Origin of the sequence: Paenibacillus jamilae (assembly GCF_050482105.1) — a bacterium.
In the GTDB taxonomy this organism is placed as follows: domain Bacteria; phylum Bacillota; class Bacilli; order Paenibacillales; family Paenibacillaceae; genus Paenibacillus; species Paenibacillus jamilae_B.
This window is the reverse complement of sequence record NZ_JBCNHI010000001.1, coordinates 104,900-120,107: the sequence shown is the minus strand read 5'-3', so window position 1 is coordinate 120,107 and position 15,208 is coordinate 104,900. Positions and strand designations below refer to the sequence as shown.

Below are 15,208 nucleotides of genomic sequence, written 5' to 3'. Positions count from 1 at the left end.
GAGTAAATCCGATATACTAATTAACAAATATTAATGCGAAACGGTGGTATTACCTTGTCTCAACTACAAATAAACCATACAATTTTAGAGCAGAGATTTCCTCATGTTGCAGACCAAATAGATAATTCACCGAATGATGAATTATCTGAAATTTTGTTTACAGAGCCCTTTGAAAGGGATATAGCTTGGCTTAATGCTGCCAAAGGGGTTATTGGAAACGGAAAGATTATTTTTGTATACGGGTTTGATAGGGGACTCAGCATTGCGGATCTTCTCGAATTATACCCCGACCACTGGCTCTTTGTGTATGAGCCGAATGAGCAGCTTTTTCGAAAAGCAGTGACAGAGTATGACCTCAGTCTTTTGTTGGAACATCCCAACTTGTACTGGCTATCGGTTGGGGAATCTCAGCTCAGAATAATGTTTCATATGTTGAGTAGTTATATGATGAAAGAATTGGTGTTTATCGCACTGCGTAAGTATTTATCAGATGATATGAATATGTTACGTGAAGTGAAAGAACAATTCGAAGACTACCGTCAGACTTTTTTGTTAGATAAATATACAGAGAATCGCTTTCGAGAAGAATGGACTCGTAATTTTCTGTATCACCTATCTGATGTGTTATACACTCCCTCCATTGAGCGACTATTTTATGCTTTTGAGGGTGCAACGGTAGTTATTGTATCATCAGGACCATCTTTACAGGAAGATATCCAATGGCTAAAAAAATTACGTCCTCACGTACTGATTATTTCAGCAGGCTCCAGCATTCAGGCATTAATAAAGCATGGAATAAAGCCTCACCTTGCTGTAATAATGGATGGCCATTCAGTCAATAAGAAAATCTTTGATTCCTCTGAAACGAGAGAGCAGCCTTTATTGTTTACTTCCTCATCTTATTATGAAATCTCTGACCAGAACTGTGCAGAGAAAATTCATAGTATTATGAAAAGTGACGCTGTATCCCAGTATTTCTTTGGACTCAGTCAAGAGGAACTCTTTGTATTCCCTACAGAAACAGTTGCAGGAACGGCTATTCAAGCAGCAGCCTGTCTGGGGGCCAAACGGATCATACTTGCAGGCCAGGATTTGTCGTTCCCGGATAACAAATTTTACACAGATGGGATTGAACACTTTACAGCCGAAACTACGGATAAGAGAGTGCAGGAAGCACCTAAAAAAGTGTTGAATGTAAAGGGGACATACAACACTACAGATGAGAGCTTCTCCCGAATGAGGGATGGACTCGAAAACCTCATTACGGCCCTTCCGAAAATCGAATTCGTCAATTCAAGCCGTAATGGTGCAGTGATTGAGGGTGCTCCTTTCAAGCCCATGGAAGAGATATATGAATTGTTGTCCTCTGAACATGTTGATCCTGATGCCATTGCCGATTTGATAAATGAAAAAAATATTGCTGTTGATATGAATAAGGTGCAGAATGTCAGAGATAAGCTGATAGCGACACGTGAGGATCTTTCCAATGCACGTTCTGAGATTGCAGCAATTCACAAGCTAATGAATAAATTACGCGAGTTTAGCCGAACTAAACCGGCAAAGGCCCAAAATGTGGTGGAATCCATAGAACAGATGTGGGGGTTGATTGCCAACAGGGAATGGTTCTCACCTATATTTGAATCCATTATCCCTATCGAAATTGCGCGTTTTGATCAGGTACTCCCTGTGATTGTGACAGAACATCAGTTGATTCGTAAGTCTGATCTAATCTATGAGCATCTGGGTAAGCTGCTACAGGATATCACAGCACAAATCCCAATACTTGAAGAAATGTTTTCGGAATCGATTCGCCGTTTAGATAAAAAAGCAGATAGCGATGCATTGGTCCAAAAAGATATATAAATTAATCGTTTTACACTCCGGAGGTTAATATGTTTACCAACAAGATTGTACTGGTTACGGGCGGCACAGGTTCTATTGGCAGTGAAATTGTACGCAATATCTTATCGTATAACCCTAAGGCTTTACGGATTTTTAGTCGAGATGAGAGCAAGCAGTTTGATCTGCAGCAAGAATTAAAAGAATTTACGAATGTCCGCTATCTGATCGGTGATATCAGGGACAAGCAAAGACTGAGCTACGCCATGGAGGATGTGGATTATATTTTTCATGCAGCTGCTCTCAAACACGTGCCTGCATGCGAATATAACCCTATGGAGGCAGTGAAAACCAATGTTATTGGTGTACAGAATTTAATTGAGGCGGCCATTGAGCATAATGTAGAAAAAGTGGTAGCCATTAGCACAGATAAAGTGGTGAATCCAACGAATACGATGGGAGCTACGAAGCTGCTATCAGAACGTTTGATTTCAGCAGCCAATTTGTACAAAGGGAGCAAACGCACCATCTTCTCTTGTGTTCGCTTTGGAAATGTTATGGGATCAAGGGGCTCCGTTATCCCATTATTCCGTGACCAGATTGCTAAAGGGATACCCGTGACGGTTACACATGCAGAGATGACTCGTTTTATGATGTCTATTCCACAAGCCGCCCAATTGGTTATAGATGCTGCGCATTATTCGCAAGGCGGAGAAGTTTTTGTGCTGAAAATGCCAATTCTCAAAATTACAGATTTGGCCCAATGCCTGGTTGATTCGTATGAAGAAGCGGTTGGTCAACCCTATCGTGGAGAAATCATTGAGACCGGAATTCGCCCAGGTGAGAAGCTGTATGAAGAGCTGATGTCGCTTGAAGAATCCGAAAGAGCGCTGGAGAATGGACAAATGTATATCATCCCTTCGTTATTTCATACCGCAGAGCAGGAATATGCTGGTTTCCAAAAGGCGATTCGCCAAGAATATTCTTCGATGACTGCGCCACAGATTTTTCCGAAAGCTATTCGGGAACTGATTGAACAGAATGGTTTAGGCTTTACCATGGGTGCTGTGTGATGGGCAATTATAAATGTCTGGCGGTTATTCCTGCGCGAGGTGGATCAAAAGGTTTACCTGGTAAAAACATTAGATTATTACATGATAAGCCGCTCATTCAATATAGCATTGAGGCTGCGTTGAACAGTGGTTGCGTAGATGAAGTTGTAGTTACAACGGATAGCGAGGATATTGCTCGCGTATCAAGTCAAGCTGGAGCTGCAGTTCCATTTGTAAGGCCTGCGCAGCTGGCTACTGACGTGGCTAAAAGCATTGATGTATTGAAGCATGCAGTTGAATTTTATGAGCACACACAAAATCAATTTTTTGATGTTATTATGCTGCTTCAACCTACATCTCCATTACGAAATGCCCTGGATATTAAAGAAGCGTATACACTCTTTTTAAATAATCAGGCGGATTCATTACAAAGTGTCACTTTGTCAGGAGTGCAGCCCTATCTACTTCGGGAAATGGATAACGGAAGACTTATGCCCTACCTGAAAGATGAAAAGGAGCATTTGAGAAGGCAAGATTTGAAAGAACTGTATGCTCTAAATGGAGCCATTTATATCGTAAAAAGAGATTTGTTGATGAACAGTGGCACTCTGGTTGGACCGCGTAATTGTGGATACATTATGCCCAGAGAACGATCTGTTGACATAGATGACAAGTTTGATTTAAAAATGGCAGAGTTTTTTTTGAGAGAATCCAACGACAAGTAGGCCTCGCAGTAAGGAGAGAGTAAATAATATGCAGAATTTCTTATCCAGCAAGGGGAGCCACTCCATTTATATTATTGCAGAGGTAGGAGTCAATCATAACGGTTCATTGGAGCTTGCATTTGAATGTATCGATCAAGCGATTTTATGCGGTGCGGATGCGGTGAAATTCCAGACTTTTAAAAGTGAAAAGCTGGTAACCAAGTACGCTCAGAAGGCTGAATATCAGACGGAAAATACCAATTCCACTGAGAGCCAACTCGACATGCTAAAACAGCTTGAATTGAGCTTTGATGATTTTGTGCTTTTGAAAAAGTACTGTGAGGATAAAGGGATCGATTTCCTGTCCACACCCTTTGATGAAGAAAGTGCAGAGTTTCTGGATTCAATTCAGATTGATGCATTCAAGGTTGGATCAGGGGATATGAACAACATTCCTTTCCTTCAAAAGCTAGATAGCTATGGCCGTCCGATTATTCTTTCCACTGGGATGTCCAATCTGGACGAAATTAGAGAGTCCCTGCAAGCATTCCAAAAAAGCGAGGTGCTATTGCTGCATTGCACTTCCGATTATCCAGCCCCCCTGGAGGATGTAAACTTGTTGGCTATGAAGACAATATCCACAGCGTTTGATAAAGTCACAGGATATTCGGATCATACGGCGGGGATTGAGATCGCTATAGCGGCCTCAGCGCTAGGAGCCAGGATTATTGAAAAGCATTTTACGCTGGATCGAACCCTTCCCGGTCCTGACCATAAGGCTTCATTAGAGTCTGCTGACTTTTCCAAGATGGTAAATGCGATTCGGAATGTGGAGCAAGCTTTAGGGGATGGAATTAAAAGGTGTATGCCCTCTGAGGAAAGCACTAGAGCCGTTGCAAGAAAAAGTGTTGTAATGGCAACATCGAAAAAAGCAGGCCAGTTGATAACTCAGGAGGATCTAGTCATCAAGCGCCCAGGCACGGGAATAGAGCCGAAATATTATGCTAATTTGGTTGGCAAGCAGCTTCTGAAAGATGTACATGTAGATTATTTGTTGTCATGGGATGACGTACAATGAAAAAAGTATTAGTGATTACCGGAACGCGAGCAGATTATGGGATATATTATCCGATTTTACGGGCTATTGAGGAAGAGCATACACTGGAGCTCCATCTGTTGGCCACAGGAATGCATTTATCTCCCCAGCATGCTTATACATTAGACACTATCCAAAAGGACGGGTTTCGTGTTTCTGCTAAGGTAGATTGCCTGCTACAAGGATCTACTCACGCTAATATGTCTCGTTCTATTGGAATAGCAATTATGGGCATGACGCAAGCCGTAGAAGCTTTGGAGCCAGATTTCGTCGTTGTACTAGGAGATCGTGGAGAAATGCTTGCTGCTGCGATTGTATCCTCTCATATGAACATTCCGCTTGTTCATTTGCATGGTGGTGAAGTATCCGGCACGATAGATGAGTCTGTTCGGCATGCAATCAGTAAGCTTGCTCATATTCACTTTGTGGCTACAAACGGAAGCAGAGAGCGCCTAATTAGGCTTGGCGAAGAACCGTGGAGAATTCATGTAGTCGGTGCTCCGAGAATTGAAACGATGATGAATACACCCCTGCCTGAGCTAGAACGGACGAAACGGAAGTACGATCTGAATATAGATAACGACTTTGTTTTGTTTGCCTATCATCCTGTCACCACAGAAGAAGCGGATATGCTCATTCTTGGTAACATGTTAGAAGTTCTTTTGGCTAGTGAGAATGAGGTTATTTGTGTAATGCCCAATTCGGATGCTGGCGCTGATGCGATCGTTGGTGTATATCATCGTTTTGCTGCGAGAGAAGGAATGCATTTGGTAACCAGTTTTGAGCAATTAGATTATCTGACAATGTTAAAAAATGCAAAAATGTTAATTGGGAATTCTTCCTCAGGGATCATTGAGGCTGCTTCTTTTCATGTCCCAGTCATAAATGTTGGAACTCGTCAGACAGGTAGAGAGCGTTCTGAGAATACCATAGACATCGCGGCCGACGAGGCTGAACTGATATCTGCCTTGGAATATGTAAAGTCTGAACCTTTCCAACAAATTGTTAAAGCAGCTGACAATATTTATGGTAGAGATAACACAAGCTCTCGCATCGTGGATATATTGAAACGAACCTCCAAGTCAGAGCGGCTTATCCAAAAGACTATTACCTATTAAGGGGGGAGCGACCTTGAGCTATATTGTTTTTGGAGCAGGAGGACATGCCAAGGTCATCGTGGATATTTTACGGTCTAATGGTGAAGAAATCATTGGAGTTCTAGACGATCATTGCAAAGAAGAAACGTGGAACGGATTTCCAGTCTTGGGGGGCCGTAATCAAATTGATCAACTAGTATCTCTGTATCCCGAGGCGCTGCTTATTGTGGCAATCGGAGATAATACAACCAGATTGAAGATGGCAAGCCAATTCAAAGTCGCCGGAGCCAAATTTGGAACTGCTATTCACCCAAGCGCCGTAGTCTCACCTAGCTCTTTTATTGGCGAGGGTTCGGTAATTATGCCAAATTCAGTGATTAACGCTGACGCGTATGTCGGCGAGCATGTCATTGTGAATACGGCGGCTACTGTAGATCATGATTGCAGAATAGAAGACTTCGCACATATTTCCCCAGGTGTACATATGGCTGGTGGCGTACAGATTGGGCGTAGTGCCCATATCGGAATAGGTGCAAATCTTATACCAGGTATCCGTGTAGGGAGTAGTACTCTTGTCGGTGCCGGCTCATGTGTCATCCGTCATTTGCCAGACAACGTCACAGCTGTAGGTTGTCCGGCCAAAGTAATCAAATCTGATAACGATAAGGGATGAAACGAAATGTCCAACCGAGACAGAATTTATTTATCTTCCCCGCATATGGGCGGATTAGAACAACAATATATCGCAGAGGCTTTTGAAACCAACTGGATTGCTCCACTGGGCAAAAATGTAGACGCATTTGAATCAGAGATGGCAAGTTATTTGGGATGTGGAGGCGCAGTTGCCCTAAGTTCTGGGACAGCAGCTATTCACTTATCTTTGATACTGCTTGGTGTGGAGAAGGATGATATTGTTTTTTGTTCTTCGCTTACCTTTGTTGCCAGTGCTAATCCGATCTTGTATCAAGGTGCAGTTCCTGTCTTTATTGATTCAGAACCAGACAGCTGGAACATGTCCCCTGAAGCGCTTGAAAGAGCATTTAAGACTTATGCAGAAAAGGGAAAGAAGCCTAAAGCGGTAGTGATAGTCAATTTGTACGGACAGAGTGCAGATTACGATCGGTTGAGAAAAATATGTGATTATTACGAGGTGCCGATTGTAGAAGATGCTGCAGAGTCGCTGGGAGCGACTTACGGTAATCAAATGAGTGGAACACTTGGGAAATTCGGTGTCCTTTCTTTTAATGGAAATAAAATTATTACTACTTCAGGCGGGGGCATGCTGGTTTCAGATGATCTAGAGGCTCTAAGTAGAGCGCGACATTACGCAACTCAGGCGAGGGAAAAGGCGATACATTATCAGCATGAGGATGTAGGCTTCAATTATCGTCTCAGCAATGTCCTTGCTGGTATAGGAAGAGGGCAGCTTCGTGTGTTGGACGAACGCATTCAACAGAAACGAGAAATTTTTGAAAAGTACAGCTATGAGCTATCAGGAATTAATGGAATACAATTTATGCCGGAAAAGGGTTCGGGTAAGTCTACACGATGGTTGACAACAATGATAATAGACCCTGAGATTATTGGTACGAGCGTTAGTGATTTAATAGGGTACTTAGGAAAAGATGATATTGAATCTCGACCAGTATGGAAGCCGCTTCATCTGCAACCACTCTTTAAAGATGCCGTGTATTTTGCTCATGAAAGTGGCATGGATATTAGCAAAATATTATTTGAAAGAGGAGTTTGTTTACCCTCTGGAACAAATATGTCGGTGGATGAGCAGAGCTTTGTTATTAATCAAATGAAGGCTTTTTTCGATGAATTATAATATTGAACTCAATTAACACAGCTATGTTTTGCATAAAAAGAGTACTTACTCAGACATTATCTTTATGATGTTTATTTCGGAAGAGGTGTAGAATTTGATTGGTAAAGCAAAGGTAGTTATTTTTGGTGCAGGTGACGGAGGACTTCGTGTTCATTATCTATTAAGTGATGAATTCGAGGTTATTGCATTTGCAGACAATGATGTATCTAAACAAGGCTCCAAATTTTTGTCCAAACTGGTTATTGCTCCTAATGAAATCTGTAAGCTTGTATTCGATTATGTAATTATAGCGAATATTCATGGTGAATCAGTGTACAAGCAGCTCACTGAAGAGTTGTCGATTGAGAAGGGAAAAATTATTGACTATTTTATGAGTTTGAAATTTGATACTAGGCTGGCCCTATTACGGCAAATTGCTGATGAAATAAATGAGTGCGGAGTAAAGGGAAGTGTAGCAGAGCTAGGTGTGTTTAAGGGGGAATTTTCTAAGTATATTAACCGAGTTTTTCCTGATCGTCAATTATATTTATTTGATACCTTTAGCGGTTTTGACCAGAAGGATATTGATAACGAGAATAAAGGGGATTTTTCGAACTCGATTGCAGGAGAATTTTGCAATTCTGATGTGGACTTAGTTCTGAATAAAATGATGTATAAAGAAAATTGTATTGTGAAAAAAGGTTATTTTCCAGAGTCAGCAAGTGATGTGAATGAAACTTTTGCATTTGTGAGTCTTGATGTAGATTTATATCAGCCAATTCTGGAAGGATTGAAATTTTTCTATCCTAAGATGTCAGATGGAGGATATATTATAGTCCATGACTACAATAGCACTCGATTTCATGGTGTAAAACAAGCGGTTAGAGAGTATTGTAGAGAACATGGTGTTAAGTACACACCTATAAGTGACTTATGTGGTAGTGTCGCCATTATGAAGTAATTTGAGCATTGATTTATGGGGGATGACAATAAAATGAAAAAAAACAAACTATTAATCCTCTCTGATTTAAATCTAAATCCAATGGTTCGTTTTCTAGAGGGATCTTTTGCTGATTTCACGCTAGAGGTAACTGAGGCCCCTTACAATCAAGTAAACCAGGTTCTTATGGATTCTGATCACTCTGTATGGTCGGAAAAAAAGGATATGTTGCTTTTATGGACAAGCCCTGAGAAAGTAATTCCTTCTTTTAATAAACTAGTGGATTATAAGGAAGTTAATATCGGTGATGTCCTTAATGAAGTCGACCAATTTTGCGAGCTTATTATCGGGGCTGAGGGAAAAGCCAAACATATTTTTGTTGTGTCTTGGTCCCTCCCGCCTCATTACCGTTGGATACAATCGATGACACTAAAGCACAATGTAGGATTAAGTAATGTGCTTATGCAAATGAATCTACGTCTTTCAGAGCGACTACAAAAACATGATCATGTTATTATTCTTGATTCTTCTTATTGGTATGCAGCAATTCAGCAAAAGAGCTATGATGCTAAAATGTATGCACTTGGAAAAATCCCGTTCTCTCGCGACTTTTTTCTCTTTGTATCTAATGAGCTTAAATCAGTCATTAGCGGACTATATGGACAAAGTAAAAAGCTGATTATCTGTGATCTTGATAATACGCTCTGGGGTGGGGTGATAGGTGACGATGGCATTGACAACATCAAACTAGGAGGGATAGATCCAGTTGGTGAGAGCTTTAAACTTTTTCAGCAAGAATTGTACAGATTAAGTAGTCGAGGTATTATTCTGGCTATTTGCAGTAAAAACAGTGAATCGGTAGCATTAGAAATGATAGAACAGCACCCAGATATGATACTGAGAAAAAAGGATTTCTCTTCAATTCGAATCAACTGGAACGACAAAGCTGCCAATGTGGTTGAAATTGTAAAGGAGCTTAACCTAGGTCTGCAATCTGTTGTATTTCTAGACGATAATCCATCTGAAAGAGATCGTATCAAGCAGGCTCTTCCAGAAGTATATGTACCTGACCTACCTATTGATGTTACTCAATACCCTGTTTTTATTAGTAGGCTGGATTGTTTTGAGACTCCTGTTATAACTTTGGAAGATCGTAAACGAACAGACTGGTTCAAACAGGAGCAAAAGCGAGAGTCGATAAAGTTAAACGTAGATTCATTGGAAGAATGGCTGCATTCACTTGAAATCAAGCTGACTCCACATAAATTAGATAAATTCTTACTAACACGTGCTGTGCAGTTAATGAATAAGACGAATCAGTTTAATATGGCAACCCGCAGGTTTACGATCGAAGAGTTTTGGACTTGGAGTGAACAGCCGAATAATCATGCATTCTTATTTGAAGTGGAAGACAAATTTGGAAATGCAGGTTATACAGGTCTGATTTCTGTTTCATGTGATGATGGAGGTCAAGCTGAAATCCATGATTTTGTTATGAGTTGTCGTGTCATGGGCAAAGGGATTGAGGAAGCAATGCTTTATTTAGTTATCAAGCATCTATCTCCCCATCATATTAGGGCTACGTATATAAAAACAGAAAAGAATAAACCTTTTTATGACTTTATTTCAAAGAAGTATAAAGATATATCTAAAAACAATGAATTAAATCTAGGAGAGATATTTCAACCACATCATATCTTACTTAAGGAGTGCTCTTTTTGAATAAATTTGAGTTGGTTCAAGTGATAATTTCTAAAATTATGAATGTGTCTGTCGAAAAGGTAACGTTGGAATCGGTAAAAAGTGACTTTGAAAATTGGGATTCACTCAATCAATTGAATTTAGTGATGGAACTTGAAGCTAATTTTAATGTGTCTATTCCCATTGATGAAATAGCTAATATAGATTCCGTACACAACATTATGAATATTTTGAATAATATTCATAATTAATAATTTGTTTGAAAAGTTATGTAGAGAAATATAACGCATGAAAAGGAGGGAAGAAGCTATTGGAAATTGTAAAATATAAAGATTCTAATTATGCGTCGCTGGTTGCGTTTATGAGAATAAATTGGTCCCAAGAGCACGCTATCTATAATAAAGAATTGTTTGATTGGCAGTATCGGATTGACGAAAATGGTCTATCGGAAAGTTTACTACTGATCGACAAGGGTTGTATTGAGGGATTCCTTGGGGTCATTCCTGGTGAGTATAGTTCTAACGGAGAACAATATAAAGGTATCAGTTTCGCCATGTGGATTGTATCAGAAAAGTATAGAAACAGTGGCTTGGGTATTATGCTTATGAAAGAAGCTGAAAAGTACAATTCGGTGTGCTTGACTTTGGGGTGTAATTTTCAAGTGGTGCCTATGTATGAGCGTATGGGATATTCTTATTCAGATCATTTGAACCGTTATGTCATTCCACTTGATGTGAATGGTTATGTAAAATTACTAAAGGACCCGGCTGATCAAGCAAGTATTAGTCAATGGTTATCGGATGTCGAGGGAAAATTAATACATTCATACAGCCCAATACTCAATATTACGGGTGAGGAGTTAGAGCGATTATACGTTAAAAGTATTCAACATCGCTTCTCACTTTCGCAGTACCGTAGCGCCTCCTTTTGGGAATGGAGATATATAAATAGCGCGGGCTATAAGTATTTATTTTTCGGGGATTCCACTGCCGAAGGGATTGTAGTTGCACGCCTAGATAGAGTATATGCTCCAGAAGAGAGTATCCACGGCACAAAAGTGTTGAGGATTATAGAAATCATCCCAGCTAATGCTGATGTTTGGGAAGGAATAGCAGATCATCGCTTGATTGAGATGGTATCCGGGGTTTTGTCATGGGCTCGAAACCAATGGTGTGTTGCGGCGGATTTTCAGTTAAGTTCAAATCGTCTAGAGCATGTCCTTGAATCAATTGGTTTTAGAAAACAAAATATAGACTACACGCCAAAGGAATGTGGATTAGCAGGCCTATTCCAGCCTTTTCGTTATCGTGTTAATCCTATTAATTTTGTGTGGAGAATTAAGAATAATGAAGGTTATTTTCAAAATACGGAAGTGAATAACATGTACCTTGTTAAAACTGATGGAGATATGGATCGTCCTAACATCTGGCCACTTCCTAAAGGGTGGAATTAATAATGGGTAATATTGCTGCGATGTATCACTATGTACGTGAGAAAAAGGGGTGGGATGGGATTGTTCCCATGCATCCCCATGATTTTGAAGAACAACTAGATTTAATTAGCAAGACACATCGAATTATCTCATTAGACGAGATTGATAGATTTAATTCGGAACCATGGTGTGTACTAACGTTTGATGATGGTACAAAAGACCAATATACGTTTGCCTTTGACATCTTGAAAAGAAAAGGAATTCCTGCATATTTCACAGTCATGTCTGGTCCACACCTCACGGGTAACGTTCCATTAGTTCATTTGGTACATACGGTACTCTCTTTCAAATCCGATGAAGAGTTATGGGAATTATTGAGTGGGACATATGATACGAGCGGTGTGGAAGAGGAGAGCCAAATCTATAAATACGAACAGAAGAAACTCCGCAGATACAATAAATTTATGCTTAATTTTAAATTATCTGTTACGGAAGCAACTATCTTTCTTGAGTCTATTTTTCAGTCCTTATTTCCCGATAAGCAAAAATTTATAAATGATTTTTATATAAGTACAGAAGAAATAGTCGAAATGAGCCAGGCAGGAATGACTATAGGAGTGCATGCTCATAATCATATTCCTTACAATGGCGATCCACAGGAATTCTATGATATTGAAATCGGTCCTTGTAAAGATTGGATGAAGAGTGTTTTAGGTATAAACCCGATCTGGTATACGCCTGCTTTTGGTGGTGGAGTCAACCAAAAGTTAATGTTGGACAAACTAACTCCTGTTCTAGTACAGAATGGATTTGTTGGTGCTTTCAGTACAAGAGAAGGAGGGATTTCGGACAATAGAGAGTTTTGGATGGACAGAATAGACTGTATACGTCTGCCTCCTCTAGGGACATCATCGTATTTGTGATCTGTGGGATGTGAATGGGGAACGAACTACTATGTTGGTTCCTTGTGTTTTTTTATCCCAATAAGAGTTGATATTACATTTAAAGCCGCTCGTTGTTTTGTCTATCTCAGGCTCAATCTAAGCTCCGACCTATCTCTATTTTTGTGCCCATAATCACTCTGCCATTGGCTTATGATCTTCTTATCTCATAGAGCACATTTTCAATTTTGTCTAGGAAAATAAATACAGCAGATTAGATAGGTCTCGGGAATCCATTATTGAGAGTGCGTTTACTTATAAATATATGCCTCCACAGACTAAATTGATAGAGAGTATTGGGGAGGGGGAGGCTGTCCATAGTGGGTAATCGCCTTGATACGGAGCTAAACGATTCTTTTTTAACAGAACTAGACGATCTATTGAAATGTATGGCTATACCCCGTGTGAAGCGTATTTAAAAACAGTTCGATCTGGAGGCTTTACTTCTGCTGCCATTGCTTACGGCAAGGTCTACCCGTTTTTACATATGCCTTCGGAGATGTTGCTCACACGGCAGGAGAGTACTATCAAATTAACAGTTTTGATGATGAAGACATTTATAAAAAATTGGGGAATTCCTGTATTTAGAGGACGCGGAAGATCTTTAGCAATAAACAGGACGGATAAAATTTTTTACAGTGAAAGTATGAGACGAATTATAGAGACTGTGACTAAATCACCACACTTTTATTAAGCTACATAGACATAGGCTTCACCACATAATTTTCTGATATGAGAGATGATAATGATAAATTTCAATGTAGTGGAAATCGTAGGTAAAAGAAGGAGAGTATGTTGAAAAGTCGTTTTTTTTAGTGGACATCTTTCGGGGGATGGAGAACTTACGAGTTTATGTGCAAACTAGTTTGAAAGAATTTTTAGTGTAAACATGCCTTCTTATACATTCGTATCTACTGCCAATGCCTTTGTTTTAATAGGAGCTAAGATTGTATTCGTGGATATTCGACTTGAAATAATGAAGATCTTACAGAAGATACGATCACAAATAAAACAAGGGTAATTGCCCCAGTGCATTATGCTGGAGTAGCTTGAGCTTGTGATATGGATAAAATTTTAGAGTTGACGAATAGATACAATTTGGCAGTTGTAAAGGATGCAGCACAAGGAATTCTTAGTGAATATAAAGGAAGGAGATTGTAGACTGCGGAGGAGTAGTTGAGAAAATAACGCCGGAATCTATTAAGTTAACGGATCTTATTCTTCCGTAAGCAGTTTGAATTTAGAGTAGATTTAAAAGAGGGCTCCACTGGTATTTAACCAATATAGAGTCCTCTTTATTATTTATTTAGTTGAATACTCACTTACTTCAAACGTGAGTATTTTACTGAATATTACATAGTCCTTACGATTACTAAATGGACCTTTGTTATTATTGTGCTTATCAACTGCAAAGAATGAAGGGCCTCTGCCAGCATCTTTAGCGTCATACCAAGAGATAAAGGAATTGAGTTCTTTCTTACTCAGATCGAAGTCCTTATCGAATCCATTGTCCATGGTTACAGTCAAAATAGCACGGTCGCCAGTTGGTTTTGATGGTTCGGTTGGTTCAGTTGGATCTGTAGGTTCAGACGGATCAGGATTAGGACTTGGTGTTGGATCTGGTGTTGGTGTTGGATCTGGTGTTGGTGTTGGATCAGGATTAGGCGTTGGATCTACAGGCACGGGGTCCACAGGAGTCGGGTTTATTAGATTGAATGGTTTTAAAGTTCCTTCAATGTCCACACCATAGAAGAAAATATAGTTGGTACCATTATTTTTCAATTCGAACGAGTGTTCACCTGGACCCAAGTCCGTTTTTTCAAACATCATTTTTTTCTGGTACACTTCGGGACCGGAAAGGTTAATTTTACCAACGACTTTACCGTCGATTATAACATCATTACTAGATGATCCAGATGACCATGTAGTGGATATATATCGGATTTTAGAACCGGTAAAATTAAATTTAATACCTGTATCCTTATTACCAATTGTAGAATTATAAGATTTTGAACTTGAATCCAGCGTCCATTTTCCACCTAAATAGGTTATCTCACTTGAGTCGTAATTATATCTTGTCCAACCTTGCTCGGGTTGCTCTAATACTGACCCAATATTTGTAGCAGCAAAAGTGGGTGAAACGATAAATAATGCAAAAAACATGGAAAGTAAGAGTGGGATAAAAATCTTTTTCATTCATATTCTCCTTTGAGTTAATTTACTTACCAAGAATACAAAAGAACAAAAGGGATGTCTAAACATTTATGTCTATATATTCAAAATAAAGTTTAATAGTGGATTTAATTTTAGGAGGTAATAAGGTCTGTCTTTAAATAACTGGCAGTTATTTATTATGTTGCGACAACATACGAGATACTTCGACATCTCTATTAATATAGTATAAAAAAGCTTAACTACTTATGGAGGTGTCATATGGTAGAGAATTTTTATAGTGGATACTAATGCACACAATAAAGTTCTCTTGTATTAGCGATCAAACATGACTTTCCTGTTATAGAAAATATGATGACTGAATTATTTGAAAATAGTAGATATTCTTGTTATCCACATATTTTTGATATAGAAAAAGTGGATG

15 protein-coding genes are annotated in these 15,208 nt (G+C 39.4%); 14 read left to right on the top strand and 1 reads right to left on the bottom strand.

Annotation, left to right across the window (positions count from 1 at the left end; translation table 11 throughout):
• Positions 1–54: 54 nt before the first annotated feature.
• The 14 genes from ABEW32_RS00420 (at position 55) to ABEW32_RS00355 (ending at position 13,773) form a co-directional block, all read left to right on the top strand.
• The gene (locus ABEW32_RS00420; protein ID WP_430183664.1) at positions 55–1,863 is read left to right on the top strand and encodes a motility associated factor glycosyltransferase family protein; all 1,809 of its coding nucleotides are present in this window, start codon (positions 55–57) and stop codon (positions 1,861–1,863) included.
• Between the two features lie 29 nt (positions 1,864–1,892).
• Positions 1,893–2,912, top strand: a complete 1,020-nt coding sequence (locus ABEW32_RS00415; protein WP_430183662.1) for a UDP-N-acetylglucosamine 4,6-dehydratase family protein — start codon at positions 1,893–1,895, stop codon at positions 2,910–2,912.
• On the top strand, positions 2,912–3,616 hold the full coding sequence (locus ABEW32_RS00410; protein ID WP_430183660.1) for an acylneuraminate cytidylyltransferase family protein: 705 nt from the start codon (positions 2,912–2,914) through the stop codon (positions 3,614–3,616). Before ABEW32_RS00415 ends, ABEW32_RS00410 begins: the two co-directional genes overlap by 1 nt.
• Before the next feature lie 28 nt (positions 3,617–3,644).
• Positions 3,645–4,673 carry an N-acetylneuraminate synthase gene (gene neuB / locus ABEW32_RS00405; RefSeq protein ID WP_430183658.1) on the top strand — a complete coding sequence of 343 codons (1,029 nt, stop codon included), beginning with the start codon at positions 3,645–3,647 and terminating at the stop codon, positions 4,671–4,673.
• Entirely contained in the window at positions 4,670–5,809 is a 1,140-nt protein-coding gene (gene neuC, locus ABEW32_RS00400) for a UDP-N-acetylglucosamine 2-epimerase (protein WP_430183656.1), read from the top strand. Before neuB ends, neuC begins: the two co-directional genes overlap by 4 nt.
• Before the next feature lie 13 nt (positions 5,810–5,822).
• Positions 5,823–6,461 (top strand): acetyltransferase, encoded by a 639-nt coding sequence (locus ABEW32_RS00395; RefSeq protein ID WP_430183654.1) that lies wholly within the window; start codon positions 5,823–5,825, stop codon positions 6,459–6,461.
• Between the two features lie 6 nt (positions 6,462–6,467).
• A complete protein-coding gene (locus ABEW32_RS00390) occupies positions 6,468–7,619 on the top strand; it encodes an aminotransferase class I/II-fold pyridoxal phosphate-dependent enzyme (RefSeq protein WP_430183652.1) in 1,152 nt (383 codons plus the stop codon).
• A 94-nt stretch (positions 7,620–7,713) separates the two neighbouring features.
• Positions 7,714–8,559: a TylF/MycF/NovP-related O-methyltransferase gene (locus tag ABEW32_RS00385; RefSeq protein WP_430183650.1), complete on the top strand. Its 846-nt coding sequence runs from the start codon at positions 7,714–7,716 to the stop codon at positions 8,557–8,559.
• A gap of 33 nt (positions 8,560–8,592) precedes the next feature.
• A complete protein-coding gene (locus ABEW32_RS00380; protein ID WP_430183648.1) occupies positions 8,593–10,260 on the top strand; it encodes an HAD-IIIC family phosphatase in 1,668 nt (555 codons plus the stop codon).
• Complete coding sequence (locus tag ABEW32_RS00375) at positions 10,257–10,490, top strand: acyl carrier protein (RefSeq protein ID WP_430183647.1); 234 nt, start codon at positions 10,257–10,259, stop codon at positions 10,488–10,490. Before ABEW32_RS00380 ends, ABEW32_RS00375 begins: the two co-directional genes overlap by 4 nt.
• A 59-nt stretch (positions 10,491–10,549) precedes the next feature.
• Entirely contained in the window at positions 10,550–11,692 is a 1,143-nt protein-coding gene (locus ABEW32_RS00370; RefSeq protein WP_430183645.1) for a GNAT family N-acetyltransferase, read from the top strand.
• A 2-nt stretch (positions 11,693–11,694) separates the two neighbouring features.
• Complete coding sequence (locus tag ABEW32_RS00365; RefSeq protein WP_430183643.1) at positions 11,695–12,594, top strand: polysaccharide deacetylase family protein; 900 nt, start codon at positions 11,695–11,697, stop codon at positions 12,592–12,594.
• Positions 12,595–13,501: 907 nt separating this feature from the next.
• Positions 13,502–13,633 (top strand): DegT/DnrJ/EryC1/StrS family aminotransferase, encoded by a 132-nt coding sequence (locus ABEW32_RS00360; protein WP_430183641.1) that lies wholly within the window; start codon positions 13,502–13,504, stop codon positions 13,631–13,633.
• Between the two features lie 41 nt (positions 13,634–13,674).
• The gene (locus ABEW32_RS00355; protein ID WP_430183639.1) at positions 13,675–13,773 is read left to right on the top strand and encodes a DegT/DnrJ/EryC1/StrS family aminotransferase; all 99 of its coding nucleotides are present in this window, start codon (positions 13,675–13,677) and stop codon (positions 13,771–13,773) included.
• Positions 13,774–13,914: 141 nt separating this feature from the next.
• Here the strand turns inward: ABEW32_RS00355 and ABEW32_RS00350 are convergent, their stop codons facing one another.
• Positions 13,915–14,808, bottom strand: coding sequence for a hypothetical protein (locus tag ABEW32_RS00350; RefSeq protein WP_430183637.1), 894 nt, complete (start codon positions 14,806–14,808; stop codon positions 13,915–13,917).
• Positions 14,809–15,208 lie beyond the last annotated feature (400 nt).